Here is a 23983-nt window from a genome sequence, read left to right on the forward strand (position 1 = left end):
GGCCGCCACGGACGGTCATTCTCATGAACGACCCGGTTGTGCGAGACGGTCCCGACAGCCTGCCGGAGGGTGTCACCGCCAGCGGCACCTGCGTCGGAGCCGGATCAGCCGCAGGACCGCCTCGACGATGCCGAGGGACAGCAGCGCACGTGCCTCGTGCACCGCATCACCGGTCTCCCGGAACAGGGCCGTGGCACGAGCGAATGAGTCCGCGGCCTTCTCGTAGTCGCCCTTGGCCCGGAAGAAGGTGCCGATGTTGTAGTGGGAGGCCGCGGCGCCGTGCCGGTCGGCGGCGAGGTCGAAGACTTCGATGGCCCGGAGTTGGTGGTCCATGGCGTCGTCGAGCCGGGCCAGGTGCATGAGGACGACCCCGGCGTTCTGGAGTGCGCGCCCTTCCCACACGAGGTCACCGGCGTCCGCGAGCAGCTGTGCCGCTTCGTGGTGCGCCGCCAGGGCCTCCTCGAAGCGGCGCAGTCTCTCCAGCGTGCGGCCCAGGTTGACGAGTGCTCCGCCTTCGCCTCGTGGGTCACGCTGATCACGAAGCATCTCCACGGCCTGTTCGTGCTTCTCCAGCGCTTCCGGATAACGTCCGACGGCGTGGAGGGAGAGGCCGAGATTGCTCAGCGCGTTCGCGTAGCTGTGCGTGTCCTCCAGTTCGCGGCAGAGCGCCACGTCGCGGGTATGGGCTTCGACGGCTTCGGTGAAGCGTCCTACGTCCTGGAAGTTCAGACCGAGGTTGTTCAGGGATTCGGCTTCACCCCTGATGTTGCCGAGTTCCCGGTAGATCTCCACCGCCTGCGAGTGACAGGAGATCGCTTCGTCGAACTGACGTATCTCGCGCAGCATGAGGCCCAAGCCGTTCAGTGCCACTGCCCGCCGTCTCACGTCCCCGGTGCTCCGGGCCAGTTCGAGGGCCGCCCTGTGGGCTTGGGCGGCCTGGTCGAAGCGCCGTCGGCCGGCATAGGACGTGCCGAGGGCGGTGAGTGCCGAGCATTCTTCCGCCGGGTCGTTCGTCTCCCGTCTGATCGCCAGTTCCCTTGTATGAGCTTCTATCGCCCGGTCGAAGCGGTGGAGGGACTGCAGAGCCTCTCCCAGGGTGTTCCACGCCGCCGCTTCCGTGTCCTGGTTCCCGGCTTCCCGGCATATCTCAATCGTTTGTTCGCCGAGGGTCACCGCGTCTTCGAAGTAGCGCATTTCGTTGTAGATGACCGCGAGCAGGCCTGCGGTCCTGAAAAGGCGGTGCTTCTTCGGTGCTGTGGTGGTCGCGATCAGGAGCGTGGTTCGTTCGGTCTCCAGCCAGCTGACGGCTTGTTCCTTGCTGGTGAACCGGGCCGGCGCCGCCTGCGTGGCGACCTTGGGAGACAGGTGGCCGGCTGCTGCCAGCACATCATCGGCGTAGTGGTCCCGCAGCCGGTCGAGTGCCTCGTCGCGTCGGTCCGCGGTCGCCGCCTCCTCGCCGTACTCGCGTGCGAAGAGCCGAATGAGGTCGTGCATGGTCCAGTACTCGGTGTCCTCGGTGGGCAGAGGGCCTTCGGTGTCCGCCGGCTCTTTGATCAGCAGGTGGGAGCGTTCGAGGGAGTGCAGCAGGCGTCGGGCGTCAGCGGTGCTCCCGTCGAGCAGGGCAGCGACCGCCCGGGTGGAGACGCGATCGCCCGGGACCTCCGCCAGCAGGCGGAACAGCCGTGACTGAGGCTGTGGAAGGTGGTCGTACGACAGGGCGAACGACGCCCGCAGGGCATAAGGACGGCCGGCCTCGTCGCATCCTTCGTAGGCGATGACGTCGAGCAGGCTGCTCGCAGCCCGGAGGTCCGCGACGTGTTCGGAGAGGGCGCGCTCCGGTGCCTCGCGGAGCAACGCCGAGACGATGCGCAGTGCCAGGGGCAGGTGGCCGCACAGCCCGGCGAGTTCCGCGGCCGCGTCCCGCTGTGTGTGCACGCGCTCGGCACCCCTGTCGTCCACGCTCAGTGCCGCGTGGATCAGTGCGAGGGCTTCTTCCTCGGTGAGCGGGTTCAGGCGCAGTCGGTGAACCGGAAGCACCGAGAGCGAGTGACGGGAGGTGATCACCGCCCTGTGCGGGGCCTGGGGCAGCAGGGCGGTGATCTGTTCGGGGCTTCTGACGTTGTCCAGCACCAGCAGGAGCGGTGTGCCGGCCCGGGCCAGCGTGTTGAGCGTGTATCGCCAGACGTCCAGCTTGCCGTCCAGTCCATCGGGAAGATCCCTGCCGCGTACTCCCATCGCGTGCAGCAGTCGGCCGACCACCTGCTCCGGCTCCGTCGGTGGCTGAGAGCTGTAGCCGTGCAGGTCGGCGAAGAGCGTGCCGCCCGGGAACCAGCCTCGGGCGCTCGCCTGGTGTGCGGCGTGCAGGGCCAGTGCCGTCTTGCCCACACCGCCCATCCCGGCCACGGCCGACACGGCGACGGTCACGGGCTCCCGGGACTCGTCGGCCCGGGGCTCCAGCCACAGCAGGACCTCCTCCACTTCGGCTGTGCGGCCCGCGAAGGCAGCGGGGGCGGCGGGCAGCGTCACGGGGCCGGTGGCCGGTGGCCCCGGGGGGCCGGTCGTACGGGGGCGTCCGCCCCGCCGGGCGTCCCGTTCCTGCCGGGCGCGCTTGAGGAGTTGTCCCCACCACGCCTGCGACCGTGGCCGGTAGCGGCTGTCGTGGGCCGCGGCCTCGCTGTGCAGGTAGGCCACCAGAGCCAGGAAGCAGGCGGTCTTGTCCGGTCCCGGGACGGCCGGGCCGTTCAGCCAACTGTGCACTGTGCCGACGGAGACGGGCATCGGCGGCACCTGCTTCGCGCCCTGCTTCGCCAACTGGCTCAGGGTCGGTCGGCCCGCCGCCTCGTACAACGCCCGCAGCTCGGCTCGTAGCCGGTCCGACTGCTGCTCCATCAGGCGGCGCCCTTTCGGCCGTTCAGACTCCGCACCCGCTGAAGAATCCGGAAAACGGTGCCCGGCCAGGCTAGTCAGGCAGCGTGCGGGAGGCGGTGACTTCGCTGAAAAGGCCCTGAAAGCCGCGCCATGGCGTCATCGCCCGGCCGCACCCCGCGGCCGGCACCCTTCCGAGGAGCACGTCATGGCCACTTCGCGGACCCGCAAGGCTTTCTGCACCCTCCTGGGCCAGGTCGGCCTCGCGGCCGTCTCCGGCGGCACCGCGGCCTTCGTCACCTGGCTGTTCCAGCGCTGATCCGGTATCGGAAGGCCGCAGTGGCGTCCGTCGTCGGTCGGCGACGGACGCCACTGCGCTCACGCGTGGGAGGTGACCGCGTGGGACATGGCCGCGGCGGTCAGTTCCAGGGCCATGGCCTTCGGGTTCTCGAGGGGCGCCGAGTGCGAGCCCTCGATGGACCGGATCACGAACTCGCCGCTGGTCAGCGTGGACCAGCCGGCCGTCGTGCCCTCGGGCAGCACCGGGTCGGCCGTGCCCGACACCGCCGTGACCGGGATGTCCAGGGGCCCGCGGCGGTCGCCTCGCAGCGCGAGCTGGTGCCGGTTCCACATGCCGACGTCGGCCCGCAGGTTCTCCACGTAGGTGCCGAACACCTCCTCGTTGTCGAGGATGTCGTCGGGAAGCACCCCGCGGAACAGCTCGACCAGGGTCGCCGGCGCCGCCGTGTCCCACAGCGTCGACACCTTCTGGAACCGCTTGAGCGCCTCCGGCGTCTCGCTGAACGGCGACGGCGCACAGGCGACGACGAGGGACAGGTCCGGCCCCCCGACCCTGCTGCCGAGCCGGTGGGCGATCTCCCAGGCCGTGTACGCGCCCTGGCTGTGCCCGTACAGGACGACCGGCACGTCGAGGCGGTCGGACAGGTCCGCCACGACCCGGTCGACGAGGACGTTCACATCGCTCACCGGGGCCTCCCCGCTGCGTCCCTCACGGCCGGGGACCCGGACGCCGAGCAGTTCGACGTCCTCGGGGAGGTACGGGATGAGCGGGACGTGTCCGGTGGTCGTGCCGCCCATGCCCGACATGCACAGGATCCGGGCCTTGGGGTGCCGCGCCGGCTTGAGTACCCGTATCAGCGGGTCGGGCGCGGCCTCGGCGGCGGGCTGCCGTCCGGTGAGTTCGTCGACCACGTGTTGCGCGATGCCCGCGCAACCGCCCTGCCGGAACAGCACGTCCGTGCCGAGCCGCAGTCCGCTTCGCCTGGCGATCCTGGCGCGCAGGCCGACGGCCATCAGCGAGTCCATCCCGAGTTGCTGCAGGGGTTGTCCGGCGGGGACCCCGGTTGTTCCGAGGGTGGCGGCGGCCTCCGCGCGGACCAGTTCCAGCACCGTGGCGAGCTGTGTGTCCCGGTCCATGCCCGCCAGCCGCTCTGCGAGACCGCTGTCCTGGGGTGTGCCGGTCGTCTCGTCCCCGTGCGGCCGGCCGGCGCTCCCGGCGTGGCCGTCGCGGCTCTCGTGCCAGCGCCGGAGCAGCGGCAGCAGGTCCGCGACGCTGTCCCGGTGCTGTCCGGACGCGCCGAGCAGCTCGGCGAGCGAGTCCGCCTCGTCCGCGCCGACGGCGTCCCAGAAGCGCTGGTCGGTCGTCCTGCGGCGAGCGGGTGCCTTCCAGTGGCGCTGCCGCTGGAAGGCGTAGCCGGGCAGGTCGACCATGCGACCGTGGGGGACGGCCGCCGGCCAGTCGATCTCGACACCGTGCGCGTGCAGGGCGCCCAGGGTGCGCTGGAGCCGGTCCAGGCCGCCCTGGTCCCGTTCCATGGCCGCCAGGACCACCGCGTCCTGCTCCGCGCCGCCGTCGGCCAGTGGCATGGCCAGCACGGGGTGCGGGCTGACCTCGACGAAGACGGTGTATCCGTCGGCGAGCAGTTCTTGCTGGGCGAGGTCGAGCCGTACGGGTTCGCGCAGGTTGCGGCACCAGTAGTCGGCGTCCAGTTCCTCACCCGCGGCCCGCCGGCCGAGCACCGTGGAGTACAGGGGGATCCGGGACGGGCGGGGGTTCAGCGGGGCGAGCCGGTCCCGGAGGCCGGGCAGCAGCGCGTCCATGTGTGAACTGTGGGACGCGCAGGCGGCGTTCAGCTTGCCGCACATCACGTCCTGGTCGTCCCACGCGTGCAGCAGCTTCTCCACGACCGCGCGGTCTCCCGAGACGACCGCGGATCCGGGGGTGTTCACCACGGCGACCGAGACGGCGTTCCCGTGGGGGGCCAGCGCCGCCTCGACCTCGGAGACCGGGAGTTGCACGGTCGCCATCTCCCCGTCCGAGGACAGCGCGGCGAGGGTCCTGCTGCGTTCGGCGACGATCCGGGCGCCCTCCTCCAGGGTCAGGGAGCCCGCGACCACGGCCGCGGGGATCTCGCCCTGGCTGTGTCCTACGACGGCCTGTGCTTCCAGGCCCAGGTCCCGCATGGCCGCCGCCAGGGCGAGATACATGGTGAACAGCACCGGCTGGGCGATGTCCAGGCGGTCCCACGCGATGCGGTCCTCGTCCTGGAGCAGTCCGAGTACGGACCAGCCGGTCCAGGGACGCAGTGCCTCGTCGCAGCGGGCGACCGTGTCGGCGAAGGCGGGGCTTTCGGTGAGCAGGCGCCGGGCCATGCCCGGCCACTGGGAACCCTGGCCGGGGAAGACGAACACGACCTTGCCCGGCCGGGCGGTGGCGAGGGTGACCGACGCGTCCGGCCGGTCCTGGGCGAGGGCGGTCAGTCCTTCGACGACCGTGGGCAGGTCGGGTCCGGCCACCGAGGCGCGTTCGGCGAAGTGCCGGCGGTGCCGGGTGGTGGTCCAGGCCAGGTCGGTGAGGGTGGTGTCGGGGTGTTCGGTGAGCCAGTGGGCCCACTGGCGGGCCTGGTCCCTGAGGGCCTGCGGGGTCCGCCCGGAGAGCACCACCGGCGCCGCGGCCGGTACCGGGGCGGGCCGCACGGCCGGCTGCGGCGGCTGTTCGATCACCAGGTGGGCGTTGGTGCCTCCGATGCCGAACGAGGAGACCCCGGCGCGCCGGGTGCCCCGCCAGGTCCGGGTGTCGTCGCTGATGCGCAGGGCCGCCGGGTCCAGGCCGAGTTCGGGGTTGACGCGCTGGAAGTTGACGGTGGGGACCAGTTCGCCGTGGTAGACGCAGAGGGCCGCCTTGACCAGTCCCGCCAGGCCCGCGGCCACGTCGACGTGACCGATGTTGGACTTCACCGATCCGACCGCGCACGGCTCGTCGCGGTCGGGGGTGAACACCTCCTGCAGGGCCTGGATCTCGATGGGGTCGCCCATGGCGGTGGCGGTGCCGTGCGCTTCGACGTAACCGATGTCCGCGGACGACAGCCCCGCGTCGGCGAGGGCGTCGGTGATGACCGTCGCCTGACCGTTCACGCTGGGGGCGGTGAAACCGACCTTGTCGGACCCGTCGTTGTTGATGGCGCTGCCGCGGACGACCGCGTAGATGCGGTCCCCGGCCTCGACCGCGTCCGACAGCCGCCGCATCACCACCGCGACCACGCCGTTGGCGAGGACCGTGCCCGCGGCGTCGGCGTCGAAGGGCCGGCAGTGTCCGTCCGGGGAGGCCACGAAGCCTTCCTCGTGCTGGTAGCCCTGTTCCAGGGGGAAGGTGAGGGCGGAGGCGCCGACGATCGCCACGTCGGACTCCCCGCGCAGCAGGCTCTGCCGGGCCAGATGCGCGAGGACCAGTCCCGTGGAGCACGCCGTCTGCACGGTCAGCGCGGGACCCCGCAGATTCAGCTTGTGCGCCAGGCGGGTCGTGAGGAAGTCGTTCATGTTGCCGATGGCCGCGCGGAAGGCCTCCGTGGTGCCCTCGGGATCGCCCTGGTCGTAGCCGCCGAAGCCGACTCCGCCGAAGACTCCGATGCGGCCGGGGTGGGTGCCGGGCACGATGCCGGCGTTCTCCAGGCCCTGCCAGGCCGTCTCCAGGAAGAGCCGGTGCTGCGGATCCATGTTCTGCGCCTCGGAGGGCGAGCAGCGGAAGAACTCGGCGTCGAAGCGGTCGGCGTCCTCGATGTAGCCCTTGGCGGGGACGAACCCGGGTTCCTCCAGTACGTGTGCGGGCACTCCGGCGTCCAGCAGTTCCCGGTCGGTGAAGCGGCGGATCGACTCCACACCGCCCCGCAGGTTCGCCCAGAACTCCTCCGCGTCACTCGCGCCCGGCAGGCGCAGGGCCACGCCCACGATCGCCACCGCTTCCTCGTCGGCACCCTCCGGTGCCGGTGCCGGTGCCGGTGCCGCGCCCGCCGCCGGCGTGGCGCCGCCGCGCAGGAACGTGGTCAGCTGGCGCACCGTGGAGTGACGGAACAGCGTCGAGAGCGGGAACTCGCGGTCCAGGCCGGCACAGACCAGCTCGTGGACCCGCACCGCCGTCAACGACGTCCCGCCCAGGTCGAAGAACCCGATGTCCGGGTCCACCTCGTCCGGCTCCAGCTCCAGCACCTGTGACCAGGCCGAGAGCACCGTCTGCCACACCTGGTCGGCACCGGCGGCCGGTTCGCAGAGCTCGGGTCGTGGTGCGGGCGGTGCGGCGAGCTTCCGGGCCCGTGCGGCCTGGGCCGGTATCGGCTCGTACGCGGTCTCCCCGGCGGGCCGGGCCGCGACGTGGCCGCCGTGCCCGGCGAGCAGGCGGCGTTCCACGCCGCGGAGCGGACCGGCCTCCCGTACGGGGCGGGCGGGCTCGGCGGCGAGCGATGCCAGCAGGGTCTCGAAGTCGGCGGTCATGCGGCGGGCCGAGTCCTGGTCCAGCACATGGGCCTGGAACTCCAGCTCCCCGCGCAGCACATCGCCGTCGACGCTCAGCGTGAGACCCAGCTCGAACTTCGACGCGCCTCGCACGTTGCCGGACACGCTGCCCGTCGTGGGAAGCCGCCAGGCCGCCTCACCCGTTCCGACCGTGGGGAAGGCCGTTCCGCTGTAGTTGAACACCGCCCGGAACAGCGGGTTCTCCTCACCGGTCCGGTCACCGCCGGCGATGCGCACGACCTCGGACAGCGGGACGCTCTGGTTCTCGAACACTCCCCGCACCCGGGCGTGCGTGGCGGCGATGACGTCCTCGAAGGACACCGCCCGGGTCAGGTCGCAGCGCAGCGGCAGGGTGTTCGCGAGGAACCCGAAGGTCTTCGCGACCTGCGGCAGCTCCCTCGCCGACCAGATCGTGCCGAGGCTGAAGTCGTACTGGTCGGTGTACCGGGCGAGCAGCACCGCGAAGGCGCTGACGTACACGGTGTACTTGGTGACGGAGTGGCGTGCGGCCAGCTCGTCCAGAGCGGCCCGGAGCTCCGCGGGCACGGTGAAGCGCACGGCGTCGCCCTGCTCGTCCTCCGCCGCGGCCCGCTCGGGAAGTTCCAGGCGCTGGGCTCCGTCCAGTTCGGACGCGAAGTAGGCGAGCGAGCGTTCGAAGGCGCCCTCCTCCAGGGACTGCTTCTCCCACCGCGCGTAGTCACCGAGGTGGTAGCGGACCTCTGCGAGCCGGGGGGTGGACTGTCCGGCGAGGGCCTGGTACGCCTCGTGCAGCTCCTTCAGCAGCAGCGACATCGACCAGCCGTCGGTGATGGCGTGGTGCATGGTGAAGCACATGGTCCACGTCCGGCCGGAGTCCACCAGCAGACAGCGGAACAGGGTCTCGGCGTCCAGCTCGAACGGGACCCGTTCCTCCGCGTGCAGCATCCGGTCGAGCTCGTCGGCGCCGGTCGCCCGCTCGTGCCGTAGCGGCACGGTGAAGTCCGGGTGCACCACCTGGACCAGTTCGCCGTCGCGGCTCTCCAGGCCGGTGCGCAGGGCCTCGTGACGTTCCATCACCACGCGCAGGGCCGAGCGGAACGTCTCCGGGCACAGGGGGCTGTCCACCTCGAACCGGAGCACGGCGTTGTACTGCGCGGAGCCCGGACGCATCCGCTCCAGGAACCACAGCCGGCGCTGGCCTTCGGTCGCCGGGTGGACCTCGCGCCGCTCGGCGTCTTCCGTCGACGGGCCGGGGGGCGGCAGCTCGCGGAAGACGTCGGTCAGCAGGTGGTCGACGATCGCTCGGGGCGTGGGGTGTTCGAAGGCGAGCGTGGACGGCAGCGGGGCGCCGGTCACCTCGCTGAGCCGGTTGCGCAGTTGCAGGGCCATCATCGAATCCATGCCGCGGCCTTGGAACCGCTCGTCCACGGGCAGGGGTTCGCCGAGTCCGAGAACGCCCCGGACCGCGTCCTGCACGGCCTCCAGCACGGTGCGGGCACGGGCCGGTTCGGGCAGTGCCGCCAGCCTGGTCGCCAGGTCCGCGGGGGGTGGTGCCTGTCGTTCCTGCCGGGGACGGGCTCCCCCGTCGATCCAGTAGCTCTGCCGCTGGAAGGCGTAGCCGGGCACGTCCACCAGGCGGCGGGGCCCGTCGATGACCCGTGTCCAGTCCACCGGGTGACCGTGGACGTGCAGTTCGCCGAGGCCGCGCACGATCTGCGCGAGGCCGCCGTGGTCGCGGCGCAGACTGCCCAGGACCACTCCGCCGCCGTCGGCGGTGAAGGCGGTCAGCGGGACGGCCAGCAGCGGATGCGGGCTGACCTCGGTGAACACGCCGAAGCCGTCGGCGCGCAGCGCGTCGAGCGCCAGGTCCATGCGCACCGGCTCGCGCAGGTTGCGGCACCAGTACCGGGCGTCCAGGGTGTCTCCGCCGATCGGCGCACCGGTGACCGTGGAGTACATCGGCACCGTCGTCGGGCGAGGGCGCAGTCCGTCCAGGGCCGCTTCCACCTCGGGCAGCATGGGGTCGACCAGGCTGCAGTGCCCGGCCCGGTCCGCCTTGATGCGGCGGGAGAACACGTCACGGTCCGCCAGCTTCGCGAGCAGGTCGTCCACCGCGTCCGCCGCGCCGGCCACCGCCACCGAACCCGGGGTGTTCACCGCGGCCACCGACAGGGCTCCGTCGTGGTCGGCGAGCAGTTCCTCCACCTCGGTCAGCGGCAGTCCCAGCAGGGCCATGCCGCCCGAGCCGCTCTCGATGCGCCCGAACGCCTGGCTGCGGACGGCGACGATCCTGGCGCCCTCCTCCAGGGTCAGCGCTCCGGCGACCACGGCGGCGGGCACCTCGCCCTGGCTGTGTCCGACGACGGCCTCCGGTTCCAGACCGACGGACCGCCACACCTGCGCCAGGCCGAGTGCGACCGTGAACAGCGCGGGCTGGGTCACCTCGACGTCGTCCAGGCTCAGCCCGCTCGTGTCGGGGTTCTCCAGCAGCTCCTGGACGGACCAGCCGGTCCAGGGGCGCAGTGCCTCGTCGCAGCGGGCGACCGTGTCGGCGAAGGCGGGGCTTTCGGTGAGCAGGCGCCGGGCCATGCCCGGCCACTGGGAACCGTGGCCCGCGAAGACGAAGGCGACCTTGCCGTGTTCCCCGGCGACCCCGGTGCACACCGCGTCGTCGGCCTGCCCGTCCCCGAGCGCGGTCAGTCCGCGCACCATCTCGTCCAGGTCGTGGGCGAGGACGGCGGCCCGGTGCTCGAAGTGCCGGCGGTGCCGGGTGGTGGTCCAGGCCAGGTCGGTGAGGGTGGTGTCGGGGTGTTCGGTGAGCCAGTGGGCCCACTGGCGGGCCTGGTCCCTGAGGGCCTGCGGGGTCCGCCCGGAGAGCACCACCGGCGCCGCGGCCGGTACCGGGTCGGGCCGCACGGCCGGCTGCGGCGGCTGTTCGATCACCACGTGGGCGTTGGTGCCTCCGATACCGAACGAGGAGACCCCGGCGCGCCGGATGCCCCGCCAGGCCCGGGTGTCGTCGCTGATGCGCAGGACCGCCGGATCCAGCCCCAGTTCCGGGTCGACGTGGTCGAAGTTGACGGTGGGGACCAGTTCGCCGTGGTAGACGCAGAGGGCCGCCTTGACCAGTCCCGCCAGGCCCGCCGCCACGTCGACGTGACCGATGTTGGACTTCACCGAACCCACCGCGCACGGCTCCTCGCGGTCGGAGGAGAACACCTCCTGCAGGGCCTGGATCTCGATGAGGTCGCCCATGGCGGTGGCGGTGCCGTGCGCTTCGACGTAACCGATGTCCGCGGACGACAGCCCCGCGTCGGCGAGGGCGTCGGTGATGACCGTCGCCTGACCGCTGACACTGGGGGCGGTGAAACCGACCTTGTCGGACCCGTCGTTGTTGATGGCGCTGCCGCGGACGACCGCGTAGATACGGTCCCCGGCCTCGACCGCGTCCGACAGCCGCCGCATCACCACCGCGACCACGCCGTTGCCCACCACGGTGCCCTGGCGGTCGGCGTCGAACGCGCGACAGGAGCCGTCCGGGGAGAAGACGAAGCCTTCCTGGTGCGGGTAGCCGTACTCCAGGGGGAAGGTGAGGGCGGAGGCGCCGACGATCGCCACGTCGGACTCCCCGCGCAGCAGGCTCTGCCGGGCCAGATGCGCGAGGACCAGTCCCGTGGAGCACGCCGTCTGCACGGTCAGCGCGGGACCCCGCAGATTCAGCTTGTGCGCCACCCTGGTGGACACGAAGTCGGATTTGTTCCCGAGGAGGTTGCGGTAGAACTCGTGGAGTTCGCTGATCTCGTCGCCGCGGACGGTTCCGGTGTTGTAGCCGCCGAATCCGGCGCCGGCGAAGACTCCGATGCGGCCGGGGTGGGCGTCGTGCACGATGCCGGCGTTCTCCAGGCCCTGCCAGGCCGTCTCCAGGAAGAGCCGGTGCTGCGGATCCATGTTCTCCGCCTCGGCCCGGGAGTAGCCGAAGAACTCGGCGTCGAAGAGGTCGGCGTCCCCCACGTAGCCCTTGGCCTGGACGAAGGCGGGATCCTCCACCGCGTGCGCGGGCACTCCGGCGTCCAGCATCTCCTGGTCGGTGAAGCGGCGGATCGACTCCACACCGCCCCGCAGGTTCGCCCAGAACTCCTCCGCGTCACTCGCGCCCGGCAGGCGCAGGGCCACGCCCACGATCGCCACCGCTTCCTCGTCGGCACCCTCCGGTGCCGGTGCCGGTGCCGCGCCCGCCGCCGGCGTGGCGCCGCCGCGCAGGAACGTGGTCAGCTGGCGCACCGTGGAGTGACGGAACAGCGTCGAGAGCGGGAACTCGCGGTCCAGGCCGGTGCGGATCAGCTCGTGGACCCGCACCGCCGTCAACGACGTCCCGCCCAGGTCGAAGAACCCGATGTCCGGGTCCACCTCGTCCGGCTCCAGCTCCAGCACCTGTGACCAGGCCGAGAGCACCGTCTGCCACACCTGGTCGGCACCGGCGGCCGGTTCGCAGAGCTCGGGTCGCGCGGGGGGCAGCGCGGCCGTATCCGGCGTCGGGCTGTCGCCGTGCTGCCGGAACCAGCCCTCTTCCCGGGGGTGGAGCAGGGACAGGCGGCTGACGGGCAGGGCGCCGTCCCGGAGGAAGGAGTGCAGCAGGGTCTCGAAGTTCGCGACCATGCGCTGTGCGGATTCATGATCCAGTACGTGGGACCGGAACTCCAGCTCCCCGCGCAGGCCCTCCGCGGCGGGCGCGAGGCTCATGGTCAGCTCGAACTTGGCGGTTCCGGCGACGTTACCGGTGAAGCTCCCGGCGAACGGCTGCCATGCGCCGTCGTCCGGCTCCGCCCCCAGGCCGTAGTTGAACACCGCCCGGAACAGCGGGTTCTCCTCGCCGTTGCGTTCGGCGCCGACGGCCCTGACCACCTCGGACAGGGGCACGTTCTGGTGTTCCATCACGCCGAGCACGCGGGACCTCATCGCCGCCAGCAGCTCGGGCACGGTCGGATCGGCGGAGAGGTCACAGCGCAACGGCAGGGTGTTGGCGAGGAAGCCGACGATCTCCGCCGTCCCGGACAGGGTGCGCCCGGACCACACCGTGCCGATGCTGAAGTCCCGCTGGTCGCTGTACCGGGAGAGCAGCGCCGCGAAGGCGCCGGCCAGCACCGTGTACAGGGTGACTCCCGCGTCGGAGGCGAGTGTCTCCAGCTCGCCGCGGAGGGCGTCCGGCAGGGCGAATCCGATCTTGCCCGCGCCGGAGTCCGGGGTGCCGCGGGGCAGTTCCAGTCGCGGGGCCCCGGCCAGTTCGCTCCGGAAGAAGCCGAGTCCCGCCTCGAAGGCTCCCCGGGCGATCGCGTCCCGCTCCCAGCCGGCGTAGTCGCCGAGGTGCACGGGCGGCTCGCTGCCGCTGTCGGGAACGAGGCCCGCGCGGAACGCGTCGTACGCGGCGAACAGCTCGTGCAGGACCATGACCAGCGACGAGGCGTCGATGATCGCGTGGTGCAGGGTGAAGCAGACGACCTGTTCGTCCGCGCCGGTCAGCACCAGGCAGCGCAGCAGCACGGGGCCGGACAGGTCGAAGGGCGTCTCGGCCTCGTCCCGGATCCGGGCGGCCAGTTCCTCGGGACCTGCCGCCTCCTCGAAGCGCAGCGGGGTGCCGAACTCCTCGTGCACCACCTGGACCAGCTCACCGTCGCGGCTCTCCAGGCCGGTGCGCAGTGCCTCGTGTCGCCGCACCACGAACTCGACGGCGGAGGCGAACGCCGCGCGGTCCAGCGGTTCGGCGACCCGGACCGGCATCGTCACGTTGTACTCGGCCGTGCCGGGACGCATCTGCTCCAGGAACCACAGCCTGCGCTGCCCCTCGGTCGCCGGGTGGACATCGCGTCGCCGCACGCGTCGCACGCGCGCCCGGCCCGTGTCGTCCCCCCGGTCTCCCAGGCGACCGTCGAGGTACCGGGCCAGGCCGGCGGGTGTCGGGTGGTCGAAGACGGCCGTCGCGGGCAGGGACAGTCCGGTCTCGGCGGACAGCCTGCGGCGCAGTTCCACTGCCATCAGGGAGTCCAGTCCGAGTTCGGTGAACCGCGTGTCGGGGTGGACCTCGCCGGAGGAGCCCAGCGCCTCGGCCGCTTCGCGCCGCACGAGATCGGTCAGGGCGGGCAGGCGCCGCTGTTCCGGCAGGGCGGACCAGCCGGTGCCGGCGCCGTCCGTCCGGGTGTCCGCGAGTCTCCGCATCCGGGTCCGGCCCCGCAGCAGCGGCGAGCGGTCGTCCTCGGCCCCCGACAGGTCGATGCGAAGGGGCACGAGATGTGCTCGCCGGCTGGTCAGCGCGGCGTCCAGAGCGTCCAGCGCCTGCGCGCCGGTCAGCGCGGTCACGCCCTGCCTGCGCATCCTCGCCAGTTCCGCACGGCCGAGGTGCGCGGTCAGTCCCGTGCCGTCCTGCTCCCACAGCCCCCAGGACAGGCTCAGTGCCGGAAGTCCCCGCCGGTGCCGCTCGAGCACGACCGCGTCCGCGAACGCGTTCGCCGCGGCGTAGACGCTCTGTCCGGCGCTTCCGAGAACTCCCGCGGCGGACGAGAACACCACGAACGAGGTCAGTGGACGGTCCGCGGTCAGCTCGTGCAGCCACCACGCCGCGCGTGCCTTCGGCGCCCAGACCCGTTCCAGACGGTCCGGGGTCTGGTCCGTGAGCAGCCCGTCGTCGAGTACGCCGGCCAGATGCCACACGCCGCTGAGATCCGGGACGGACTCCACGAGTGCGGCCACCTGGTCGCGGCTGGTGACGTCGCAGGCCACCACGCGCACGCTGTCGGCCCCGGCGGCGGTCAGCCCGGCGATCAGCTCGGCGGATCCGTCCGCCGCGTCACCTCGACGGGAGGCCAGGACGAGCTTGCGCACGCCCCATGCGCCCACCAGGTGCCGTGCGACCTGCCGTCCGAGCGCACCGGTACCGCCGGTGATCAGCACCGTGCCCGATGCGTGTCCGGTGGCACCGGGGTCCGCGGCGGACACCGCGCCGCCCTCCGCCGGGGCGGTGTCGCCCGGGGTGAGCCGGACGAGCCGGGGAGCCCGGATGTCTTCGCCGCGGACCACCAGCTCCGGCTCGGCGACGGTGAGTGCGGCCCGCACCGCGTCCGGATCGGCGTCCCCGTCCACGTCCACCAGCCGCACCGGATGTCCCTCGGCGCGTGCCGCGCGCAGCAGCCCCCACAAGGGCGCCGAGGCCAGGTCGACGGTCTCGTCCTCGTCCACGGAGACCGCCCGGCGGGTCACCCAGACCAGTTCGGTGCCGGCCGCCCGTGGATCGGCCAGTAGATCACGCGCACGGACCAGTGCCGCCGCGGTGAACTCCTCCGGGGTGCCGGAGGGTTGCGTGGCGTCCACCACGATGCGAGAGGGAGCCGGTCCGGTCCCGGTGTCCGGTGTGGGCAGTTCGAGTGCGGCGGCCAGGGGGCCGGCGGTGATCGCGGTGTCCGTCGGTGCGGCAGCGGGGGCCGGGCACTCCTGCCACTCCAGCCGGTACAGGTCCGGCTGCCGCGTCGCCCGCAGGCTTCCCGCGGTGGCCTCCCGGAGGCGGAGGCTCGCCGCGGCCACCGGGTTCCCGTTCTCCTCCGTCACGCACAGCTCGGCCTGCTCGTGCTTCTCGTCGAGGCGTACGCGCACCCGTACGACCGAGGCCCCGGTCGCGTACAGGCGGGCGTCGCTCCACTCGAACGGCAGGAGGACCCGCTCGGCGCGCTGCCCGGCTTCCTCGGCGGCGAGGATCGTGTGGAACGCCGCGTCCAGGAGGGCGGGGTGGATCCCGAAGCCGTCGGTGCGCAGGCTCTCGGGAAGGCGGAGGACGGCGTGGAGCTCGTTGTCCTGTCGCCACAGGTCCTCCAGGCCCTGGAAGGCGGGTCCGTAGTCGATTCCGCGTTCGCGGAAGCGGTCGTAGAAGCCGTTCAGGGGCACGCGCTCCGCCTGCTCGATCGCCGTCCAGTCGACGGGGTCGGGGGCGTGGGCGGGGGTGTGGTGGGTGAGTTGGGCGGTGGCGTGGGTGGTCCAGGGGGTGTCGGGGTGCGTCTCGGGGCCGGGGTGGGTGTGGACGGTGACCTGGCGCCGCCCGTTGCCGTCGGTGCCGGTGACCGCGACCTGGACGCGCAGCGCTCCGGTGTCGGGGAGGACGAGGGGGGTGGTGAGGGTGAGGGTGTCCACGGCGGTGGCGCCCACCCGCTCCGCGGCGGTGAGGACCATGTCCAGGATCGCCGTGCCGGGCAGGAGGACGGTGTCGAACACCTTGTGCTCGCTCAGCCAGCGCTGCCCGGGTCGGGTGGCGTCGATGCTGCCGGTGAGGATGAGGCCGTCGTCGTCGGCCCGAGGGGTGGAGAGGGTGAGCCAGGGGTGGTCGAGCCCGTCCGCCCCCCACGCCGAGGGGTCGGCCGGGGTGCCGGGGGTGGGGAGCCAGTACCGCTCACGGTCGAAGGCGTAGGTGGGCAGGGCGGCTTCCACCGGGGTTCGCGGCACCGCGCGCTCCCACGGCCACCCGTTCCCCCGGGCAAGTCCCGCGCGGACCCATGCGGACAGCACGTCGGTGGTGTCGGCCTGGTCGCGGTGGGCGGTGGCGACGGTGGTTCCGCCGTGCTGCCGGGTGATCTCGTCGAGGACCATGGCCATGACCGGGTGAGGGCTGATCTCGGTCCACGTGTGGTGACCGTCGGCGGTGGCGGCCTGGCCGGCCAGATCGAAGCGCACCGGCCGGCGCAGATTGGCGCACCAGTAGTCCGCGCCCACTTCACCGCCCTGGACGACACGGCCGTACACGGTGGAGTACATCGGGATTCGTCCGGCCCGGGGCTGGAGGCCTGCGAGTTCCTCGGCCAGGGCGGGCAGGAGCGGGTCCATGTGCGCGCTGTGGGAGGCGTAGTCGACCTGCACCCGGCGGGCGAACACGTTCTCCGCCCGCAGTCGGGTGAGGAAGGCGTCGAGGGCGTCGCTGTCTCCGGAGATCACGGTCGAGGTGGGGGTGTTGACCGCGGCCACGGACAGTCCGGTGCCGGTGAGGCGTTCGGTGACCCACTCCAGGCCGCGTTCGACCACGGCCATGCCTCCCCGCCCGCGGCAGGCGGCCACAGCCCGCGACCGGGCGGCGACGATCCTCGCGCCCTGCTCCACGGTCAGGATCCCCGCGACCACGGCGGCGGCCACCTCACCCTGCGAGTGCCCGATCACGGCCTGCGGGGTGACGCCCATGGACTCCCACCACGCGGCCAGGCCCAGACTCATCGCGAACAGCGCCGGCTGCACCTCCTCCACACCCGACAGAGCACGCCGTCCGGTCAGGACCTCGACGACCGACCAGCCCGTCCAGGGCAGCAGAGCCGCCTCACACGCACGAACGGCCTCGGCGAACACCGGCGACTGCTCGAACAGCGCCCGGCCCATGCCCTCCCACTGCGACCCCTGACCCGGAAACACCCACACACCACCGGGCCCCTCGGCGAGGACCTCCGCACCGAGCGTCTCCACGGGGGTGATGACGCCGGCTGTGTCCGTGCCCTCCGCGAGTGCTTCCAGCCGGTCGATGGCCTCTTCGCGAGTCGTGGCGAGGACCGCGCCGCGGGAGTCGAACCAACTGCGGTGCCACAAGGCCGTGGAGGCCACCCGGTCCAGTGAGACCTCCGGGTGGTTGCGCCACCACTTGGCCCAGCGCCGGGCCTGTGCCCGCACCACACCCGCGTCCCGGCCCGACACCACCACCGGGAACACACCCTCCGCCACCGTCTGCTCGGTGACGGCCTCTCCGGCAGGGGACTCCTCGAGAACGAGGTGGGCGTTCGTCCCGGACAGGCCGAACGACGACACACCCGCACGCCGCGGCCGGGACCCCTCCCGCGGCCACGCACGCGCCTGACCCAGCAGCGCGAGCCCGCTTTCCTCCCACTCGATGTGCCGACTCGGCTCCTCCACGTGCAAGGTGGCGGGCAGTTGCTCGTGGGCCAGTGCCAGCACCATCTTGATCACGCCGATCACACCGGCGGCGGCCTGGGCGTGCCCGATGTTGGACTTCGCCGACCCCAGCCACACCGGCCGCTCCGCCGAACGCCCCGGCCCGAAGACCGCCGCCAACGCGCCCGCCTCGACCGGGTCACCGAGCGGTGTGCCCGTACCGTGCGCCTCGACCGCGTCCACGTCCGACGGCGACAGCCTCGCGCGCGACAGTGCTTCCTCGATCACCCGCTGCTGCGCGGGCCCGTTCGGAGCGGTCAAACCCTGCGACCGGCCGTCCTGGTTGACCGCCGACCCACGGATCACCGCCAGCACCCGGTCCCCGGCCGCCCGCGCAGCCGACAACCGCTTCAGCACCAGCACACCACAACCCTCGGACCAACCCGCACCATCAGCATCGGCCGAGAAACTCTTGCACCGCCCGTCCGCAGCCATCCCCCGCAACCGGGAGAACTCCACGAACACCGACGGCGTCGACATCACCGTCACACCACCGGCCAACGCGACATCACACTCACCCTGCCGCAACGCCGACACCGCCAGATGCAACGCCACCAACGACGACGAACACGCCGTGTCCACCGTCACCGCCGGACCCCGCAACCCCAACGCATACGACACCCGACCCGACAGCACACTGCCGGCGCTTCCCATCGAGCCGTACGCGTCGAGCGCGTTCAGGTCCTGGTTGCGGAAGCGGTCGTAGTCCGACCCCATCGCACCGAGGTACACACCTGTGTTGCTGCCCTCCATGGTTTCCGGGCGGATTCCGGCGCGCTCCAGGGCCTCCCACGAGGCTTCCAGCACGAGTCGCTGCTGCGGGTCCATGCCTCGTGCCTCGCGCGGCGGGATCCCGAAGAACCCGGCGTCGAAATCCTCGACGTCCCGCAGGAACCCACCCTCACGCGCATAGCTCTTGCCGACGGCCTCCGGGTCCGGGTCGTACACGTCCCAGCCGTCCCAGCGCGACGGGAACCCCCCGATCGCGTCCCCGCCCGAGGACAACAGCTCCCAGAACTCCTCCGGCGTGCCCACCCCGCCCGGCAGCCGGCACGCCATCGACACGATCGCGACCGGATCGTCGTCCCCGTCCGCGGCCCGGGCGACAGCCTTGGCGGGCAGCACGGCCGGGGACAGGTCCATCCGTTCCAGGAGGTACTCCGCCATGGCGGCCGGGGTCGGGTGGTCGAACGCCAGCGTCGCGGGCAGGGGAACCTCGGTCTCCCGCGAGACGCGGCGCCGCAGTTCCACGGCCATCAGCGAATCCAGGCCGAGGTCCCTGAGCACCTGCTGTGCCGACACCGCGCCCTCGCCGGGAAGGCCGAGCACGCTCGCCGCCGCCGAACGCACCAGCAGCGTCAACGACTCCCGCCGCTGGTCGGGGGAGAGCACCGCGAGCCTGCCGCGCAGGCCCGACGGGGTCTCGCCCGTGTTCGCCCGCCGCAGGCGCGTCCTGACCAGGCCGCGCAGCAGCGCCGGCACCTCGTCCTGGTCACGGTGCGCCGAGGCCGGCCCCAGTCGTACGGGAACCAGGTGTTCCCGCGCATCCGTCGCCAGCGCCGCGTCCAGGGTCCGCAGCCCCTCGTCCACGGACAACGGCTCGACGCCCATGCGCCGGATCCGGGTCAGCTCGGCCCGGCCGAGATGCGCGGTCAGTCCCGTGCCGCCCTGCTCCCACAGTCCCCAGGACAGACTCCTGGCGGGCAGGCCCGCGTGCACACGCCAAGCGGCGAAGGCGTCGAGGAACGCGTTGCCCGCGGCGTACGTGCTCTGACCGGCGCTTCCGAGCACTCCGGCGAGCGAGGAGAACATGACGAACTCGGACAGCTCGTGCTCTCGGGTGAGTTCGTGCAGGTGCAGCGCGGCGTCCAGCTTCGGAGCGAGGACGCGTTCCAGCCGCTGCGTGTTCTGGTCCGGCAGCAGTCCGTCGTCCAGCACACCGGCCAGGTGCCACACCGAGTCCAGATCGTCGATGGAACCGATCAGACCGGCCAGGGCTTCCCTGTCGGCGACGTCACAGGCCACGATCCGTACGCTGTCGGCCCCGGCCCCCGCGAGTTCGGCGGCGAGGTCGGCGGCCCCGGGTGCCCCCTCGCCCTGACGCGAGGTCAGCACGAGACGCCGGACACCACGGGTGCGCACCAGATGCCGGGCGAGCTCCCTGCCCAGCTCACCTGTTCCTCCGGTGATCAGTGCCGTTCCCTCCGAGGCCGGGGTTCCCTCGGGGACGTCCTCCTGCTCCGGTTCGACCGCGACCAGCCGCGCGACCCGGATCTCCCCTCCCCGTACCGCGATCTCGGGCTCGTCCGTGACGGACACGGCCCTGGCGAGAGCGGCGGCGTCCTCGGCCGCGGGACCGGTGTCCACCAGTCGCAGCGACCGCTGCGGGTACTCGGCGCGCGCGGCGCGGACCAGGCCCCACAGCGGGGCGTGCACCAGGCCGTCGACGCCCTCCCCCGGTTCGGCCGGTACGGCCTCCCGGGTCACCCAGACCAGTTCGGTCCCCTCCAGCCTGGACTCGGCCAGCAGATCCTGCATCACGTGCAGTGCGGTGGCGGTGGCCACGCGCACCGCGTCCGCCAGACCGCCCGGGGCCGGCGTGGTGCTGTCGAGGACGAGGCGGGCCGGGGGCCGGTCGCCCGCGTCGAGCCGGGCGCGCAGCTCGTCCACATCGACGACGGGCCGCCCGCCGATCACGTGCGCGAGCTCTCCGGAGCCGCCGAGGACCCAGGTCTCGGCCGGTGTCTCGCGCATCGTGCGGGGCGGCTGGAAGTCGAGCCGGTGGAGGTGGCTGCCCGTGCGCCGCCGCAGCCGCTGTTCGGTCGCCGGACGCAGGACGAGCGCGTCCACGTAGGCCACGGGGTCGCCGTGGGCGTCCGCCATCCACAGCCGGGCCCGGGACGACGCGGGATCCCGCTGGATCCGGACGCGGAGTTCGGTCGCCCCGGTGGCGTACAGCTCGACCCCGGTCCACTCGAAGGGGAGCGACACCCCTGCCGTGTCGTCGTCCAGCACGGCGACCGCGTGCAGCGCCGCGTCCAGCAGCGCCGGATGCACCGCGAAGTCGCCTGCCTGCGCACTTTCGGCTTCGGCCTCGGGCAGACGGATCACGGCGAAGGCGGTGTCGTCGCTGCGGGAAAGCTCCACCAGGCCCTGGAAGGCGGGTCCGTAGTCGATTCCGCGTTCGCGGAAGCGGTCGTAGAAGCCGTCCAGGGGCACGCGCTCCGCCTGCTCGATCGCCGTCCAGTCGACGGGATCGGGGGCGTGGGCGGGGGTGTGGTGGGTGAGGTGGGCGGTGGCGTGGGTGGTCCAGGGGGTGTCGGGGTGCGTCTCGGGGCCGGGGTGGGTGTGGACGGTGACCTGGCGCCGCCCGTTGCCGTCGATGCCGGTGACCGCGACCTGGACGCGCAGCGCCCCGCTGTCGGGCAGGACGAGGGGGGTGGTGAGGGTGAGGGTGTCGATCCCGTTGGCGCCCACCCGCTCCGCGGCGGTGAGGACCATGTCCAGGATCGCCGTGCCGGGCAGGAGGACGGTGTCGAACACCTTGTGCTCGGTCAGCCAGCGCTGCCCGGGTCGGGTGGCGTCGATGCTGCCGCTGAGGATGAGGCCGTCGTCGTCGGCCCGAGGGGTGGAGAGGGTGAGCCAGGGGTGGTCGAGCCCGTCCGCCCCCCACGCCGAGGGGTCGGCCGGGATGGTGCCGGGGGTGGGGAGCCAGTACCGCTCACGGTCGAAGGCGTAGGTGGGCAGGGCGGCTTCCACCGGGGTTCGCGGCACCGCGCGCTCCCACGGCCACTGGTCTGCGTACGCCAGCCCCGCACGCGTCCACGACGACAGCACGTCGGTGGTGTCGGCCTGGTCGCGGTGGGCGGTGGCGACGGTGGTTCCGCCGTGCTGCCGGGTGATCTCGTCGAGGACCATGGCCATGACCGGGTGAGGGCTGATCTCGGTCCACGTGTGGTGACCGTCGGCGGTGGCGGCCTGGCCGGCCAGATCGAAGCGCACCGGCCGGCGCAGATTGGCGCACCAGTAGTCCGCGCCCACTTCACCGCCCTGGACGACACGGCCGTACACGGTGGAGTACATCGGGATTCGTCCGGCCTGGGGCTGGAGGTCTGCGAGTTCCTCGGCCAGGGCGGGCAGGAGCGGGTCCATGTGCGCGCTGTGGGAGGCGTAGTCGACCTGCACCCGGCGGGCGAACACCCCTTCGGCCTGTACGTCCGCCAGGAAGCTGTCCAGGGCGTCGCTGTCTCCGGAGATCACGGTCGATGCGGGGGTGTTGACCGCGGCCACGGACAGTCCGGTGCCGGCGAGGCGTTCGGTGACCCACTCCAGGCCGCGTTCGACCACGGCCATGCCTCCCCGCCCGCGGCAGGCGGCCACAGCCCGCGACCGGGCGGCGACGATCCTCGCGCCCTGCTCCACGGTCAGGATCCCCGCGACCACCGCGGCGGCCACCTCACCCTGCGAGTGCCCGATCACCGCCTGCGGGGTGACACCCATGGACTCCCACCACGCCGCCAGGCCCAGACTCATCGCGAACAGCGCCGGCTGCACCTCCTCCACACCCGACAGAGCACGCCGTCCGGTCAGGACCTCGACGACCGACCAGCCCGTCCAGGGCAGCAGAGCCGCCTCACACGCACGAACGGCCTCGGCGAACACCGGCGACTGCTCGAACAGCGCCCGGCCCATGCCCTCCCACTGCGACCCCTGACCCGGAAACACCCACACACCACCGGAGCCGGCGTCCTGGAGGGCGATGCCGCCCGGCGTTTCGGCGGGGGCTATCACTCCGAGGGCATCGGTGCCTTCGGCGAGTGCTTCCAACCGTTCGATGGCCTCTTCGCGAGTCGTGGCGAGGACCGCGCCACGGGAGTCGAACCAACTGCGGTGCCACAGCGCCGTCGACGCCACTCGCTCCAGGGGCACTTCGGGGTGGTCGCGCCACCACCGGGCCCAGCGCCGGGCCTGTGCCCGCACCACACCCGCGTCCCGGCCCGACACCACCACCGGGAACACACCCCCCGCCACCACCTCGTCAGCGACGGTCACGGCGGCCTCTCCGGCAGGGGACTCCTCGAGAACGAGGTGGGCGTTCGTCCCGGACAGGCCGAACGACGACACACCCGCACGCCGCGGCCGGGACTCCTCCCGCGGCCACGCACGCGCCTCGTCCAACAACCGCAGCCCGCTGCCCTCCCACTCGACGTGCTCGCTGGGCCGCTCGGCGTGCAGGCTCAGGGGCAGCGTCTCGTGCTGGAGCGCGAGCACCATCTTGATCACGCCGATCACACCGGCGGCGGCCTGGGCGTGCCCGATGTTGGACTTCGCCGACCCCAGCCACACCGGCCGCTCCGCCGAACGCCCCGGCCCGAAGACCGCCGCCAACGCGCCCGCCTCGACCGGGTCACCGAGCGGTGTGCCCGTACCGTGCGCCTCGACCGCGTCCACGTCCGACGGCGACAGCCTCGCGCGCGACAGTGCTTCCTCGATCACCCGCTGCTGCGCGGGCCCGTTCGGAGCGGTCAAACCCTGCGACCGGCCGTCCTGGTTGACCGCCGACCCACGGATCACCGCCAGCACCCGGTCCCCGGCCGCCCGCGCAGCCGACAACCGCTTCAGCACCAGCACACCACAACCCTCGGACCAACCCGCACCATCAGCATCGGCCGAGAAACTCTTGCACCGCCCGTCCGCAGCCATCCCCCGCAACCGGGAGAACTCCACGAACACCGACGGCGTCGACATCACCGTCACACCACCGGCCAACGCCACATCACACTCACCCTGCCGCAACGCCGACACCGCCAGATGCAACGCCACCAACGACGACGAACACGCCGTGTCCACCGTCACCGCCGGACCCCGCAACCCCAACGCATACGACACCCGACCCGACAGCACACTGCTCGCCCTGCCGGTGTTGACGTATCCGTCCTGGTCCCCGAGACCGTGCCCCAGGCTGCCGTAGTCGCCGCTCATCGTGCCCAGGTAGACACCGGTGTCGCTGTTCTCCAGGGCTTCGGAGCGGATTCCGGCGCGCTCCAGGGCCTCCCAGGAGGTTTCGAGGATCAGTCGCTGCTGTGGGTCCATGCCTCGTGCCTCGCGCGGCGGGATCCCGAAGAACCCGGCGTCGAAATCCTCGACGTCCCGCAGGAACCCACCCTCACGCGCATAGCTCTTGCCGACGGCCTCCGGGTCCGGGTCGTACACGTCCCAGCCGTCCCAGCGCGACGGGAACCCCCCGATCGCGTCCCCACCCGAGGACAACAGCTCCCAGAACTCCTCCGGCGTGCCCACCCCGCCCGGCAGCCGGCACGCCATCGACACGATCGCGACCGGTTCGGTGAGCTGGGCCTCCAGATCGGTCGCC

At 72.3% G+C, this 23983-nt stretch carries 1 protein-coding gene and 1 pseudogene; both read right to left on the reverse strand.

Annotated features, from left to right (window positions below; translation table 11 throughout):
* Positions 1-72 precede the first annotated feature (72 nt).
* Positions 73-2889 (reverse strand): tetratricopeptide repeat protein, encoded by a 2817-nt coding sequence (locus AMK33_RS30880; protein WP_073936292.1) that lies wholly within the window; start codon positions 2887-2889, stop codon positions 73-75.
* Positions 2890-3243: 354 nt separating this feature from the next.
* Positions 3244-23955, reverse strand: a pseudogene (locus tag AMK33_RS43325) (SDR family NAD(P)-dependent oxidoreductase); the annotation flags it as partial.
* Between the last annotated feature and the right edge of the window lie 28 nt (positions 23956-23983).

It is taken from the genome of Streptomyces sp. CB02400 (assembly GCF_001905725.1).
GTDB lineage: Bacteria > Actinomycetota > Actinomycetes > Streptomycetales > Streptomycetaceae > Streptomyces > Streptomyces atrovirens.